The organism is Pseudomonas lurida (assembly GCF_002563895.1).
GTDB classification, from domain to species: Bacteria; Pseudomonadota; Gammaproteobacteria; order Pseudomonadales; family Pseudomonadaceae; genus Aquipseudomonas; species Aquipseudomonas lurida.
The window spans coordinates 2435814-2449120 of record NZ_PDJB01000001.1 but is presented as its reverse complement, the minus strand read 5'-3'; the positions used below and the strand labels follow the sequence as shown (position 1 = coordinate 2449120).

The following is a 13307-nucleotide window of genomic DNA, read 5'->3' as shown; positions in this document are numbered from 1 at the left end:
CAAGTGCTTCGGGATTTCGGCCAACCCTTTAACCCAGGTAGTGGGAAGGCGCTACACCGAGTTCGCGGCGGAACATGTCGCTGAAGCTACTGGGCGAGTAACCGAGGGAGCGGGCAATGCTGCCGACGGACTGGCCCTGGATCAACTCCGCCACTGCCGTGGCCAGTTGCACCTGGCGACGCCACTCGGCGAAGCCCATGCCCAGGTTGTGCTGGAACAGCCGCGCCAGGGTGCGCACACTGGCACCGGCGGTTTCGGCATGTTGCTCAAACGGGATCTCCAGGGATGGCGCGGCCATGACCGCCTGGCAGGCGTTGACGAGGCGGCGGTCGGCCTCCACCGGCATGGCGATGCGGATTTTCGAGCGACGCGCCCGTTGCAACTCCAGCAAGGCCAGGCTGACCACTGCGTCGTAGTAACCCGCCTCACCGCTGTCGCCCTCGTCCACCAGGGTCACGATCAGCTCCCGCAGCAACCCACCGACTTCGATCACCTGCACCTGGCTGTCCAGCGTCGCTGCGAGCGCCGGGCGCAAGTAGATATTGCGCATCTGCAGATCCGATACCACTCGAATCCCATGCTCTACACCCGGCGGCAGCCAAACCGCACGCTGCGGCGGCACCACCAGGGCTTCGCGCGGGGTCTCGACCCACATCACGCCGCTCATGGCATAGAGCAACTGCCCCCAGTCATGGCTGTGGGGTTCAACGTACAGCCCACGCGGGTACGTGCGCGCCAGGGGCTGCACGGGAACGGCATGATCACTGAGGTCGGGCGGCGCGGCCTGGGCCATAGGGTGCACATCAATCAGGGTGAGCCGCCATGGTAATGACCACCGCTCGACAATCCGAGTGAATTTTTACAGTCGCGGGTGATCACTTGTTTATACCGGGAGGGTCAATGGACCAATGAATAACGCAAAACTGTTTGTGATCGACTACACGCTGCATGGCGAGCCCAAGTCATTCATCATTCGCCTGGAAAAGCTCGATGCCGCTGAAGCCTGGCACTGGGCCAGTTGTGACGCGGGCGTCGGCCGCATCGGCCGCTTTGCTCGTGAGCAAGTGAAGAAGACCAGCCAGCAGCAAGCTGAGAAATTCGGCATTACCAACGTGCAATGGCGCCGCTCGGACGCGCGCGCCCAGGCTTGATAAGGAAGGGATAACCATGGATTTGCCGGTAGCGGTCAATGGCAAGGCGCGCATTGACTACACCCAGGACACTCTTTTTGGGCCCTTGGCCAAGCATGTCGAATGCCAGGTGAGCCTCCAACAGCAACCAGGCTGGACGGTGCTCAAGGTGTTCCAGCCTTTGCCGGATGACCTGCACGCAGCTCACACCGTGGTGTTTGCCCTCGAGGGGCGACGCACCAGCGCGGTCGTAAAGGATAGCCAGCGGCTGTCAGACCATAGCCTGCGGCTTGAACTGGAAACCCAGTAGCCAACATCACGCACAGGGCGTGTGGAAGTTGGCTTACCTGCGATGGCAGCGTATCAATGACTGATGGGTGGCTGACTCACCGCCACTGCAGGCAAGCCAGCGCCCCCCGTTGTGAACGCATTCAGCCTTTGGCCGACTTGGCGCATTCGCAGCCCGTGGCCGCTGCGCACGGTTCGCCATGGGCATGGTGCTCGGCACAGCCCTGGCAGCAATAGCCCTGACCGTCCTTCATTACCGCATCAGCCCCCAATACACACTTGCAGTGTGGGCAGGCACAGGTTTTATCTGGCATGTCAGACTCCTTCTTCATGGTCGTCCCGGTGCGGCGGACGCCGGCACCTTAAGCAGTGACTGCGGCCCGCCGCCGATGGTTCAAATCATCAGTCGGTGCGGGTATTGCTGCGGTACATGAACACCAGCGCCAATGCCAGGCAGGCCATCGCCACGACCCGGCTGGCCGACAATTCAATGGCCGGGTTGCCCAGCCAGCCGAAGTTGTCGATCAACATGCCCATGCCCAGTTGGCCGACGATCACCGCGACAGTGGCGACAGCCGTGCCAACCACCGGCACCGCGCCAACCATTACCATCATGTACACCACACCGAACAACGCGCCGGTCAGTTGCCATTTCGGCACATCCAGCAAGCTCACCGCCTGGGCGGGCTCAAAGAACAGGATCAACAACGCGGTGACAATCGCCCCCACCACAAAGGTCACCAGGCTGCCCCGCAATACACCCACGGCCTGTCCCAGGCGACCATTGATGGCTGCCTGCACGCTCAACACCGCCCCTGCGGCAACCACGACTACCAGTAACAGAATCAGATTCATCGCCTTAACCTCGTGCAATCAGAACAAGTGCCACCACAATCAACGCCAGGGCAATCCAGCGCTCGCCATTGACCCGCTTGCGCGCCGTGCCGAACCAGCCGAAATGGTCGATCAGCACGCTCTTGCCAACCTGCCCCGACAGAATCGCGATCATGGTCATCGCAATACCGATATGCGGCGTGGCCAGCGTCAGCACCACCACGTAGATCGGCCCCAGGAAACCGCCGATCAACTGCCAGCGCGGCAGGGTGGACAACGCCGGTCCCTTTTGCGGACCACTGAACAACAGCAGCAGAAACAGGATCGCCGAGCCCACCCCGAAAATGCTCAACGTCGCCCATAAATGGCCGACCTGCACACCCAGCGGCCCGAGCAACCCCGCCTCCACCGACAGGCCCATGCCGGCCAGGATCACCAGCGGCAACAACAGCAGTCGCAGGCCGCTGTTTTTCGGCTTGGCTTGCGCCACGCCCTCGATAGAACTTGCTTGCATACATCACCTGCACATCAACAAAGGATTGGATGGCGCGCATTATCCAGTGGCAGTCCTGTGCGATAAATGGGAGCATGCCAACAACACCTTTGCGTAAAACGCACAGCATGGAGACATGATGCAAGGCTTGAACGAACTGAGTTTCAAGGCGCTACGCCTGTTTGTCGCGGTGTTGGATTTCGGCAGTTTTTCCGAAGTGGCGCGCCGTGAGGGCCTGGCACCCTCCTCCATCTCTCGGCAGATACAGTTGATGGAGCAGGCCCTCGGCCAGCAGTTGCTGTACCGCCATACCCGCGCCGTCAGCCCTACCGAGGCCGGGCGCCTGCTCGGGCGGCACGCGCGGTTGATGCTGGAACAGCTGGAAGCCGCCGGCCAGGCCCTGCAAGAACAGGAAAGCGAACCCAGCGGATTGGTGCGCATCAATGCGCCGATGGTCTTCGGCCAGCGTCACCTGTCACCGTGGCTGGGCGAGTTGTGCAGGCGCTACCCGAAGCTGCAACTGGACATCCAGCAAACCGACACCTACGTCGACCCGTTGCAAGATGGCACCGACCTGCTGTTCCGTATCGGCGTGCTCAACGACTCCAGCATGCAGGCACGCATCTTTGCCCCCCAGCGCTTTCGCATCGCCGCCAGCCCCGCCTACCTGGCCCGGCATGGCACGCCCCAACACCCCGACGAACTGACCCACCACCAGTGCCTGGCCTACAAAGGCATCACCGGCCAGCAACGCTGGTTCTTCCGCAAAGGCCAGGACGACTGGACGCCCTATAGCGTCAAGGGGCCGATCACCGGCAACCACGCCGACACCTTGACCCACGCCGCCGAGCAAGGGTTGGGGCTGGTGGTGTTTCCTTCCTGGCTGATCGGCGAAGGCTTGCGTGCAGGCACCTTGCAGGCGGTGCTGACCGACTATGAAGTGGCCACCACGCTTGAGCCGCAGCAGATTGCGGCGCTATGGCCAGGTAGCCGGCGCTTGTCGCTGAAAGTGCGCACGGTGATCGATTACTTTGTGGAATGTTTTGGCGGTGTGCCGTATTGGGATCGGTGACGGGCGCAGGTGCGTCGCGGGAGGTATTTCCTACGACAAAAAGTAGTTCCGACCTGATTTAACCGGCCAGCATCTTTGTGCGTCGCGTGTTGGGCAGCCTGTAACCCTCCCCCTCCATGGATATCGCGGTAGAACTGCCAGCGGGTCCTCGGATCGGCGCAATGAAAGGGAAATGGTCAATGGCTGAAGGCTTTGATGCGCCCCTTCCGGCGCACACCCTGGATGCATTCGAGCACAGGTCCTTTTGTTTAACCTGCGCCCTTAATCAAACACCCACTGCCCAATCAGCCAGGCATTCGCCCCACTGATTACCGCGAACAGGAACCACGCCAGCAACCGTGTCGGCAACCGATTCACGAACGGCCCCATCAGCTGTTTATCACCGGTCATGCGGATCAATGGATACAACGCGAACGGCAATTGCAGGCTGAGCACTACCTGGCTGAGGATCAGCAGCTTGCCGATGGCGTCGTCGCCCATCAGCCATACCCCCAGAAACGCCGGGATCAACGCCAGCCCACGGGTGATCAGGCGCCTTTGCCAGCAGGGAATACGCAGGTTGAGGTAGCCCTCCATGATCACCTGCCCGGCGATGGTGCCGGTAAAGGTGGAGCTTTGCCCGGAGGCCAGCAACGCGATACCGAACAGGATGCTGGCGAACGCGCCCCCCACCAGGGGGTCGAGCAGGTGGTAGGCGTCCTGGATTTCGACCACATCCGTGTGGCCGGTCTTGTGGAAGGCTGCAGCTGCCAGCACCAGGATCGCGGCGTTGACCAGCAGGGCCAGGGCCAGTGAACCGATGGTGTCGATGCGTGCCAGCTTGACCGCGTCCTGTTTGCTGGCGAGGTCCTTGCCGATCAGGCGGGTTTGCACAATGGAGCTGTGCAGGTAGAGGTTATGAGGCATCACCGTGGCCCCGAGAATCCCGATGGCCAGGTACAGCGGCGCAGCGTCGCTGATGGCCGAGAGGGATGGCGTGAAGCCGCTGAACACGTCCGGCCAGTAAGGCTTGATCAGGACCAGTTCGATAAAGAAACACACGCCAATGGTCGCCACCAGGGCCAGCATGATCGCTTCCAGACGGCGGAACCCCCGGTTCTGCAGGGCCAGGATCAGCAAGGTATCGAAGGCGGTGATGACAATCCCGGTGGTCAGCGACACACCCAGCAGCAAGTGAAATGCCAGGGCACAGCCGAGCACCTCGGCAAGGTCGGTGGCAATGATGGAGATTTCCGCGAGTAGCCACTGAGTGCGTGCCGACCGCTTGCTATAACGCTCGCGGCACAGTTGCGCCAGGTCCTTGCCGGTGGCAATGCCCAGCCGCGAGCACAGGCACTGCACCGCCATCCCCGCCAGGCTGGCGAGCAGCACCACGAACAACAGGCTGTAACCGTAGCGAGAGCCCGCCTCGATGGCCGTGGCCCAGTTGCCAGGGTCCATGTAACCGATGGAAATCAACAGGCCCGGGCCGGCGAACATCAGCACGCGCTTGAAGAACGAAGCCTTGGGATCCACGGCAACGGAGCCGGCCACTTCCGGCGGGCAAAACGGGGCGGTAGCAATTTTTGGCAGGCTGAATTTCACGCGGGATCCCAGGCAAACACACTCGACAGAGGCGCAGCTTATCAGTCGGGCGCGACCGTGCGCATCACCGTCTCACGCGGCAGGTCGAACGTTTCGACCACTTGCACCACCAGGTCCATCTCCTGATTCAGCGCCTCACGCTCCATCCGCTGGCGAATCACGCCAATCACCAGCACTGCCAGGGTGGTAATCGAATAGGCCGGGCCTGAAAACGCGCGCACCCCACTCACCAGCAGCATCGCCGCTGCCAGGGCCTGGCCGACCACCGGGATAGCCGTGGCGGCCCCTCGGCGCAGGATAAACCCGGTCAGCCCCGCCAGCGCCGTGCCACTCAATGCGGTGGTGGCGGAGCGGCCGACGTCGAAACGGCTGAACATCCCCTGCTCCTTCTGCGCAGCGGCCTTGAGTTCGGCGTCGAACACCTGGCGATCGGCGTTGCTGAGTTTGTCCTTGTACTGTTCGATGAGCTTCTCGGCGACCTGGGCTTCCAGGTCGGCCAATTCGACGGTATCGAGCGGCTCATCGAACTTGATCCCCAGCCGCTGAACCACATCTTCGGCGATCTGACGGTAACTCACACCATGCCCACGGGCCAGGTTCATGAAGGTATCGCCGCCCATGCGCTGCAATTCGATAGCCAGCTTGAGCGGCTCGCGCACCGTGGCGTCGATAGACGCACTGCGCTTTTGTGCCATCAATTCGGCGAGGAACTTCAACTCCTCCGGCCGCGCCTGCACCAGCGCGGGGAACAACTCCGCGTCTTCTTCGGCAAAACGCACTTCGGGGCTGCGCTGGTCGGCGCGAATCATGCCGCGTCGCTCGTGCAACAGGTCGGTGTACTGCACCACCGTCTGCAACTGCGGCCAGTAGGCGGCATGGTCGAAGGTCGCCAGGTGCACGTTGGTGATCTTGGCTTTCAGTGCCGGCGTCACCGGGATCGCATAGCGGCCGATGCAGCGCTCGGTGTCCGGCTTCATGGCCAGGGCCCAGTCCTTGCTGGAGTGGCAATTGATCACCCGCCCCTTGAGCGGCGCCGAGACTTCATCCCACGGGCTCGACGTGCAGATTGCGCCCCCCATCAACAGCAGATTGTCCAGCGGCAGTTCGCGAGCGGTTTCAGGGCTGGCGAGCAGGCTCTTGACCAGAATACGTGCGCCAAGCGAATGGCCGATCAAGTTGATACGCCGGACCGCCATGGACTCACCGTGCAGGTAGCTGGCCAATTCCGGCAGCAGGCTCCTGGCGACTTCGTCCACCCGCGCCTCGACGCTTTTGTAGTGGTCGAGGAAATACGCAATCGCCTTGCCCACCCCGACAGTCGCCGCGCCCAGGCCACCGCCGCCAAGCATCGCGCCAATCACATCCTTGACGGGGGCAAACAGGCTTTCCAGGAAATGCCCCGCCGGCCAGAACAGCATCAGGTTGGTCGAGCCTTCGATACTCGCCAACTGCTCCTTGAAGCTGCCCAGTTGTTGCCGGTTGAAGAACGCCGAATAACCGTGAACATAGAGATTGAGCACATCGCCCTGAGGCTCGCCACACAGTACGAACGTGGGCTTGCGGGTGCGGTGCATTTCATCCCACTGGTGCTGCATGGGGCAGTGACTCCTGATGGCAAGGGACGGCGATAGTAACAAAGGGCGAGGCTCAACGCCGTACCGCTGGGGGAAAAGGCACCCGGTTGGCCGGCTCATCCTTTCAGAATATGGAAGCGGCCTTGGACTTGGCCAGGTAACGCGCCGGCGAATCGCCCAGGTTACGGCGGAACACCGACGTGAAGGCGCTGGAGCTGCTGAAACCCAACTCGAACGCCACATCCGTGATGGACGAGCCATGGCTGAGCCGCGCGGTGGCCTCCAGCAGACACACCTGCTGGCGCCACGAAACAAAGGTCATACCGGTGCACTCGCGAAAGTTACGCGTAAACGTGCGCCGGCTCATGCTCGACCAATCGGCCATCTCGCCAATCGAGATTTTCTGCGTGGGCGCCTCGAGAAAGCGCTGACAAGAACGGGCCAGGCGCGACTCCGAAGGCAGCGGCGCACTCAATGGCAACTCGGGCATGGTGCCGATTTCATCGATCAACAGGGTCAGCACGCAACGATCACGGACGCTGGGCGAGGCCGATGGCCCAATCGCGAGTGCCGCCTCCAGTAGATGGCGCAACAGCGGCGAGACGCCAAACACCTGGCAGTAGTCCTGCAACCCGGCGCGTCGTGCCGCGTCGTCGTCCAGGTAGGTATTGAGCATCACCACGTCGCCGCGCATGTGCATCTCGTGCGCCACCCCGCCCGGCACCCAGATCGCGCGCTGGGGCGGCACGACCCAATTACCCAGGTCGGTGAACATTTTCAACGCGCCTGTCGAGGCATAGGCGAACTGCCCGCGCCGGTGGGTATGCCTTGGAAACACGGTGCCAGATGGGTACTCGCGCAGCGTCACCACCGCTTCGGGGCTATCGGGTTCGTAGGGCGAAAAGGTGAAGGTCGGCGGCATGGCCCGATTTTGTCAAAGTATGACCTGACATAGCAAGCGGGCCATTAATCTGCCACCTAGAATCGTCGCTCCCCAAGTTGGGTTCATATCGAAGGGATATTCGGAAAATGAGTGTCAAAAACTACTTGGACGTACGAGTAGACGGCGCCGTTCTGATGGTGGGACTCAACCGCCCGCAGAAGCGAAACGCCATGTCTCTGGAAGTCATGCACGAACTGCGCGATACCTTCACCAACATGCCCGAGGGCATTGGTGCCGCCGTGCTCTACAGCACCAGCCAGCATTTCTGCACGGGGTTGGACCTGTCGGAAATCCGCGACCAATCGGTCATCGATAACGTCCAGGCCTTCCGCGAATGGCACAAGACCTTCGAACTGATCCAGTTCGGCAAGGTGCCCGTGGTGGCGGCCATTACCGGTGCCGCCATCGGTGGTGGCCTGGAAATCGCCACCGCCTGCAGCCTGCGCGTGGTGGATGACAGCGCCTTCTTCTCGCTGCCCGAGGCCATGCGCGGCTTGTATGTCGGCGTCGGTGCATCGGTACGTTTCCCACGCATCGCCGGCATCGCCCTGATGACCGACATGATGCTCACCGGTCGCACGCTCTACGCCAAGGAAAGCTATGAGCGCGGCGTGGCCCAGTACCTGGTGCCGGTTGGCCAGGCGGTACTCAAGGCCACCGAATTGGCGCACAAGATCGCCGGCAACCTGCCCATGACCAACTACGCGGTGACTCACGTGTTGCCACGCATTGTCGATCAGAGCCAGCAGGACGGCCTCATGACAGAGGCCTTGATTGCCGCAGTGGTGTCTTCCGACATCCGCACACAGGATCGCCTGGCGGACTTCCTGGATCGCAAGAAGGACAAGATCCAGACCGCGCCAGCGGTGTAACTCCCGGTCGTGAACGTTGCCGAGCCCACCTCGGCAAACCATGGATGGCCTTCACAACTCACTTTCAACCCGGTGAAACCATGTTTCAGCACAGCACTCAAGACGATCTTTATCGCAGCAATGACGCGGCCGATGAACGATTGATCAAAATCGAACGCAGCTGGCACAAACGCGCCCAGATCAAGCTCGACTCCCAACGCCCGGATATCCAGCTGGACCTGCAGGCGCCGGACTTTCTCGAGGCCCTGTTACCTTTCGCCCATGACCCGCATTACCAGAACTACCCGCATGCCCTGAAGCTGCTGATCCTGTCGGCCGGCTGGGTCATCTACAACCAGAAAACCATCGCTATCGAAACCGAAATCATCTGCCCGTCGTGCATCGACCTGCTGCAGTTGGGCTCGCGCCTGAGTTCCGCCAGCGCCGCGACGATTTCCGAAACCCTGGCGGATGAGGCTTACCACACGCTGTTCTCGATCAACATGTGCGAGCTGGCGATCACCCAACGCGGCATGCGCATCAAATGGCCGGAGCTGGAACTGACGCGCCACTTGAGCCAGGCCCAGGCCACCCTGTCCGAGACGGACTTCAAGATCTACCGCCTGGCGTTCTCGCTGGTCTCGGAGACCTTTATCAGCGACTACCTGGCCGACCTCAGCGATGCGCCGGATATCCAGCCGGTGTTCCGTCACGTGGTGGCCCTGCACAAAAAAGACGAGCTGGTGCACAAGCACATCTTCCCGCTGTTCGTGCAGCAGGTGGTCGGTGAGTTCACCCCGCAGCAAACCGCGTTGTTCACCCGCGGTATCGCCAACTCCATCCGGATTTTCCCGATGCGCGAGATTTCGGCGTGGCGAATCATCCTGCCGCAACTGCTCGAAGTGTTCGGCGATCAATCGCTGCTGCTCCCCACGCACTTTACCGAGACCGGTGAAGCGGACTACTCGGCCATGCCCGAGATCCTCAGCGCCATTGGCATACACCCCGAAGCGGTGCTGCCAGAGCTACAGGAAAAGACCGAACCGGTCACCACTGTTTGAACCCAGCGTGCTGCTGCCCCCTACAAATTTAAAAGAGTAATTGTCATGTGTGGATACATTGGCGTCTTCGCCAAGCAACCTCGTGCGTTCAACCCCAACATGTTCGACGCCGCCCTGCGTGCGATCCATCACCGTGGACCAGACAGCTCCAGCCAGTGGTTCGACCCCAAGGGCCAGGCCGCTTTCGGTTATGTACGCCTGGGCCTGGTCGGCCTGGGTAACGGCACCCAGCCGATCGTCGCCGATGAGGGCGACCTGGTGATGATGGTCAACGGCGAGTTCTATGACTATCAACGCATTCGCGCCGAGCTGGAAGGCTATGGTTGCCGCTTCAAGACGTCTTCCGACAGCGAAATCGCCATGCACCTGTACCGCCGCCACGGCGTACGCGGCCTCAAGCAACTGCGCGGCGAGTTCACCATCCTGATCTTCGACCGCCTGCGCAAAAAGCTGTTTGCCGTGCGTGACCGAGTGGGCGTCAAGCCGCTGTACTACACCGAGCATGAAGGCGCCTGGTACTTCGCTTCCGAAATCAAAGCCTTGCTCGCGGCCGGCGTGCCCGCGCAGTGGGACCACGAAGCCTATGCCAACCGGGGTTTCATCCTGCGCGACCGTACCGTGTTCAACAACATTCGCAGCGTCAAACCCGGCTGCTGGATCATCGCCGACGAAAGCGGCCTGCAAACCGAGCAATACTGGGACTGGGAATTCCCCGATGCCCAGGCCACCGAGCAACGCACTGAAGCCGAGATGATCGACTCGCTGCGCCACACCATCGAAGAGTCCGTACGGTTGCGCTTGCACGCCGATGTACCGGTGGGTGTATGCCTCAGTGGCGGCCTGGATTCGTCGGCCATGCTGGGGATTGCCACCGAACTGACCGGCCAGCCACTGCAGGCATTCCACTTGTCCTTCGAAGGCGAGCAAGCCTACGACGAACGCCAGTACGCCGAAATTGCCGCCCGGCACAACCGCGCCCATCTCAACGTGCTGTCGGTGAACTCCTCCGACATGGCGGACAACTTCGAAAATGCCCTGTGGCACGCCGAGATGCCCTTCGCCAACGCCCACAGCGTGGCCAAGTACCTGCTGTGCAAATACGTGCAGAACCAGGGCATGCGTGCGGTACTGACCGGCGAAGGCGCTGACGAAGTCTTCGGTGGCTACCCGCACTATCGACGCGACATGGTGCTGTACAACCACGAAAACCAGGACCCGACGGCAATCGCCGAGCTCACCCGACGCCTGCACGCCAGCGAAGATCGCTACCTGCCCGGTGGCAAGAACGATGTGAAATGGGTGCAGGACGAACTGGGCCACGGTGTGTCCTGGTTGCAAACCCAATCGGCGTTGTTCGGGCCCTTGGCTCAGCTGTACAGCGATGACTTCCGTGAGCGCTTCAGCAATACCGATGCCTATCGCGAGTTCTACGACCGCCTGAGCCCGCGGGCGCTCAACGGCTGGGAACCGGTCAACCGCTCGCTGTACATGGTGGCCAAGTCCAGCCTGCCCAACGTGGTACTGACCTCCCTGGGCGACCGCATGGAAATGGCCGGCAGCCTGGAAGGCCGTCCACCGCTGCTGGATCACCAAGTGATCGAGGCGGCGTGCCGCTTGCCTGTCAACATGAAAGTGCGCGGCGCCACCGAAAAATACGCCCTGCGCGAGGCCATGCGCCCTTATGTGCCGCAGGCTGTCCTGGACCGCAAGAAGCAGTACTTCCGTGCACCGCCTGCGTCCGAGAGCCCGCAATCGAAGCTGTATGAAATGATCAACGACGTGTTGAGCGGCCCGGCATTGAGTAACGTGCCGTTCTTCGATCCACGTAAAGTACGTGCCCTGCTGGCAACCCTGCCAAGCTTGTCTGTCACCCAACGCGCCTCGGCAGACAACTTGCTGATGGAAATTGCCGGGTTGTGCCTGATGCAAAAACGGTTCGCCTTGAACTGACTTTCCGGCGGCACCTCGCGATTGCGGCGTGCCGCCTGACCCAAGGAGGGTCCATGCTGAAAAAACATTTGTCACTCGCCGTACTCGTCACCCTGGTATGGGGCGTCAACTTCCCCATCACCAAGCTGGGCCTGCGCGCCATCGACCCGTTTGTCCTCACCGGCATTCGCTTCGCGCTCGCCGCCTTGCCGCTGGTGTTCTTTATCAAGCGTCCTGCCGTCAAGTTCAGCTACGTGGCCGCCTACGGTTTCATCTTCGGGCTGGGCATGTGGGGCGTGATCAACTACGGCATCCAGGTGGGCGTGAGCCCGGGTATCGCTTCATTGATCATTCAGCTCAGCGTGTTCTTCACCATGGGCTGGGGCTTTGTGCTGTTCAAAGAGAAGATCCGCGGCGCGCAGATGCTCGGTGCCGTGCTGGCCCTGATCGGCCTGGCAGGGATCATCTCCACCCAGGAAGGCAACCATGCGGTGCTGGGCGTCATGCTGATCGTGCTCAGCGCAGTGGCGTGGAGCGTGGGCAACGTCATCATCAAGAAGTCCGGGGTCAAGGAGATCTTCTCGTTCATGGTGTGGGCCAGCCTGATCCCGCCGATCCCGCTGTTCATCACGGCCTGGTTGATGCACGGCGGCGCCGCCTTCGAGGGCTTGCAAGCCAGCCTCGACCTGACGGCGATCCTGTCGATCCTGTTCCAGGTGTACCTGGCGACGCACTTTGCCTACTGGGGCTGGAACTCGCTGCTCAAGCTGTACCCGGTGTCCACCGTGGCGCCCTTGTCACTGCTGATTCCGGTGTTCGGTATCACCAGTTCGATGCTGATTCTCGACGAGCGCATTTCCACGCCCAACCTGATCTCGATCGGCGTCATCATCATAGGGCTGGCCGTGGGCCTGTACCGCAAGCCGGTCAACCTGGCGCCGGTGGAGCCGCAGCCGATTGCCCACGTGGAGAGATAGTCATGGCACCCCTTCAGGTCGGGGACCGGTTGGCTGACGCTGGAACGCGACAGCGCCAACGGGTCGGAATCCCGACTGAAAGGGACGGTGTCGACGCCCCGTACGAAAGCGCGCATGGCGAGGGGTGGGTTCGCGAGAGTGGCCCATGGGTGGATGCCCGGTACAAGGCCAGGCGTCGGCAACCGCGTTCAGCAGGCAACGTTGTCGATCTTGAGCTGACCATCGGGAAACCTCGCAATGATCTCCAGCTCGCCCCCCCCATCGCACGGATAGAGTCGCGTAACGTGCTGATGTACCTGTCGGTACGCCGTTCCATCTTGGAGACGGCCGCCTGGTTGATGTTCAATGCCTTGGCCAGGCTTTGCTGGCTCAACTGCTGAGCTTGCGCAGCTCATGCAGAGACAATCCCTGCAGGTGCTGCTGGAACAGCTGCTGGGCTTCGGCACGCAGAGGTCGGCGAATTGCTTGCACATCCTTGCGGAACGACTCCAGGCCCTTAAGCCCCGTGTAAAAATGCAGCGCTATCACACGCATACGCAGCAAAAACACAATTATCGACAGGTAAAAAGCG

Annotated in this window: 14 protein-coding genes and 1 pseudogene; 7 read left to right on the top strand and 8 right to left on the bottom strand. The window is 61.5% G+C overall.

Going from position 1 to position 13307, the window contains the following annotated elements; translation table 11 throughout:
• Positions 1 to 28: 28 nt before the first annotated feature.
• Positions 29 to 793, bottom strand: coding sequence for an AraC family transcriptional regulator (locus tag ATH90_RS11265; protein WP_098466271.1), 765 nt, complete (start codon positions 791 to 793; stop codon positions 29 to 31).
• 115 nt (positions 794 to 908) lie between these two features.
• Here ATH90_RS11265 and ATH90_RS11260 point away from each other — a divergent pair, with 115 nt between their 5' ends.
• Together ATH90_RS11260 and ATH90_RS11255 are read left to right on the top strand one after the other, a co-directional pair.
• Positions 909 to 1151 carry a DUF6555 family protein gene (locus tag ATH90_RS11260; protein WP_069023127.1) on the top strand — a complete coding sequence of 81 codons (243 nt, stop codon included), beginning with the start codon at positions 909 to 911 and terminating at the stop codon, positions 1149 to 1151.
• A 16-nt stretch (positions 1152 to 1167) separates the two neighbouring features.
• Positions 1168 to 1440 (top strand): hypothetical protein, encoded by a 273-nt coding sequence (locus ATH90_RS11255; protein ID WP_098466270.1) that lies wholly within the window; start codon positions 1168 to 1170, stop codon positions 1438 to 1440.
• A 121-nt stretch (positions 1441 to 1561) separates the two neighbouring features.
• On the opposite strand, the gene ATH90_RS11250 is transcribed toward ATH90_RS11255, so the two are convergent.
• The 3 genes from ATH90_RS11250 to ATH90_RS11240 all read right to left on the bottom strand — a co-directional run bounded on the left by ATH90_RS11250 (position 1562) and on the right by ATH90_RS11240 (position 2766).
• The gene (locus ATH90_RS11250; protein ID WP_081327098.1) at positions 1562 to 1732 is read right to left on the bottom strand and encodes a metallothionein; all 171 of its coding nucleotides are present in this window, start codon (positions 1730 to 1732) and stop codon (positions 1562 to 1564) included.
• Positions 1733 to 1820: 88 nt separating this feature from the next.
• The gene (locus ATH90_RS11245; protein WP_069023122.1) at positions 1821 to 2273 is read right to left on the bottom strand and encodes a DMT family transporter; all 453 of its coding nucleotides are present in this window, start codon (positions 2271 to 2273) and stop codon (positions 1821 to 1823) included.
• Positions 2274 to 2277: 4 nt separating this feature from the next.
• Entirely contained in the window at positions 2278 to 2766 is a 489-nt protein-coding gene (locus ATH90_RS11240) for a DMT family transporter (protein ID WP_069023120.1), read from the bottom strand.
• Positions 2767 to 2884: 118 nt separating this feature from the next.
• Here ATH90_RS11240 and ATH90_RS11235 point away from each other — a divergent pair, with 118 nt between their 5' ends.
• Entirely contained in the window at positions 2885 to 3817 is a 933-nt protein-coding gene (locus tag ATH90_RS11235) for a LysR family transcriptional regulator (RefSeq protein ID WP_098466269.1), read from the top strand.
• Between the two features lie 261 nt (positions 3818 to 4078).
• On the opposite strand, the gene ATH90_RS11230 is transcribed toward ATH90_RS11235, so the two are convergent.
• The 3 genes from ATH90_RS11230 to ATH90_RS11220 all read right to left on the bottom strand — a co-directional run bounded on the left by ATH90_RS11230 (position 4079) and on the right by ATH90_RS11220 (position 7897).
• Positions 4079 to 5401 carry an Nramp family divalent metal transporter gene (locus tag ATH90_RS11230; RefSeq protein ID WP_069023116.1) on the bottom strand — a complete coding sequence of 441 codons (1323 nt, stop codon included), beginning with the start codon at positions 5399 to 5401 and terminating at the stop codon, positions 4079 to 4081.
• A 41-nt stretch (positions 5402 to 5442) separates the two neighbouring features.
• On the bottom strand, positions 5443 to 6996 hold the full coding sequence (locus tag ATH90_RS11225; RefSeq protein WP_098466268.1) for a DUF726 domain-containing protein: 1554 nt from the start codon (positions 6994 to 6996) through the stop codon (positions 5443 to 5445).
• Between the two features lie 103 nt (positions 6997 to 7099).
• Entirely contained in the window at positions 7100 to 7897 is a 798-nt protein-coding gene (locus ATH90_RS11220; protein ID WP_069023112.1) for an AraC family transcriptional regulator, read from the bottom strand.
• A 107-nt stretch (positions 7898 to 8004) separates the two neighbouring features.
• On the opposite strand from ATH90_RS11220, the gene ATH90_RS11215 reads away from it, so the two are divergent.
• From ATH90_RS11215 to ATH90_RS11200, 4 genes are all read left to right on the top strand, one after another.
• Positions 8005 to 8790: a crotonase/enoyl-CoA hydratase family protein gene (locus ATH90_RS11215; protein WP_016977256.1), complete on the top strand. Its 786-nt coding sequence runs from the start codon at positions 8005 to 8007 to the stop codon at positions 8788 to 8790.
• 80 nt (positions 8791 to 8870) lie between these two features.
• Complete coding sequence (locus tag ATH90_RS11210) at positions 8871 to 9830, top strand: diiron oxygenase (protein ID WP_069023110.1); 960 nt, start codon at positions 8871 to 8873, stop codon at positions 9828 to 9830.
• Between the two features lie 45 nt (positions 9831 to 9875).
• Positions 9876 to 11780, top strand: a complete 1905-nt coding sequence (gene asnB, locus ATH90_RS11205; RefSeq protein ID WP_069023108.1) for an asparagine synthase (glutamine-hydrolyzing) — start codon at positions 9876 to 9878, stop codon at positions 11778 to 11780.
• A 53-nt stretch (positions 11781 to 11833) separates the two neighbouring features.
• The gene (locus tag ATH90_RS11200) at positions 11834 to 12736 is read left to right on the top strand and encodes an EamA family transporter (protein ID WP_098466267.1); all 903 of its coding nucleotides are present in this window, start codon (positions 11834 to 11836) and stop codon (positions 12734 to 12736) included.
• Between the two features lie 188 nt (positions 12737 to 12924).
• Here ATH90_RS11200 and ATH90_RS11195 read toward each other — a convergent pair.
• Positions 12925 to 13270, bottom strand: a pseudogene (locus ATH90_RS11195) (XRE family transcriptional regulator).
• Between the last annotated feature and the right edge of the window lie 37 nt (positions 13271 to 13307).

What these genes read in the sequence shown, in the direction of transcription:
- ATH90_RS11265 (WP_098466271.1), bottom strand. Translation starts at nt 793, where the DNA reads ATGGCCCAGGCCGCGCCGCCCGACCTCAGTGATCATGCCGTTCCCGTG.
- ATH90_RS11260 (WP_069023127.1), top strand. Translation starts at nt 909, where the DNA reads ATGAATAACGCAAAACTGTTTGTGATCGACTACACGCTGCATGGCGAG.
- ATH90_RS11255 (WP_098466270.1), top strand. Translation starts at nt 1,168, where the DNA reads ATGGATTTGCCGGTAGCGGTCAATGGCAAGGCGCGCATTGACTACACC.
- ATH90_RS11250 (WP_081327098.1), bottom strand. Translation starts at nt 1,732, where the DNA reads ATGCCAGATAAAACCTGTGCCTGCCCACACTGCAAGTGTGTATTGGGG.
- ATH90_RS11245 (WP_069023122.1), bottom strand. Translation starts at nt 2,273, where the DNA reads ATGAATCTGATTCTGTTACTGGTAGTCGTGGTTGCCGCAGGGGCGGTG.
- ATH90_RS11240 (WP_069023120.1), bottom strand. Translation starts at nt 2,766, where the DNA reads ATGCAAGCAAGTTCTATCGAGGGCGTGGCGCAAGCCAAGCCGAAAAAC.
- ATH90_RS11235 (WP_098466269.1), top strand. Translation starts at nt 2,885, where the DNA reads ATGCAAGGCTTGAACGAACTGAGTTTCAAGGCGCTACGCCTGTTTGTC.
- ATH90_RS11225 (WP_098466268.1), bottom strand. Translation starts at nt 6,996, where the DNA reads ATGCAGCACCAGTGGGATGAAATGCACCGCACCCGCAAGCCCACGTTC.
- ATH90_RS11220 (WP_069023112.1), bottom strand. Translation starts at nt 7,897, where the DNA reads ATGCCGCCGACCTTCACCTTTTCGCCCTACGAACCCGATAGCCCCGAA.
- ATH90_RS11215 (WP_016977256.1), top strand. Translation starts at nt 8,005, where the DNA reads ATGAGTGTCAAAAACTACTTGGACGTACGAGTAGACGGCGCCGTTCTG.
- ATH90_RS11210 (WP_069023110.1), top strand. Translation starts at nt 8,871, where the DNA reads ATGTTTCAGCACAGCACTCAAGACGATCTTTATCGCAGCAATGACGCG.
- asnB (WP_069023108.1), top strand. Translation starts at nt 9,876, where the DNA reads ATGTGTGGATACATTGGCGTCTTCGCCAAGCAACCTCGTGCGTTCAAC.
- ATH90_RS11200 (WP_098466267.1), top strand. Translation starts at nt 11,834, where the DNA reads ATGCTGAAAAAACATTTGTCACTCGCCGTACTCGTCACCCTGGTATGG.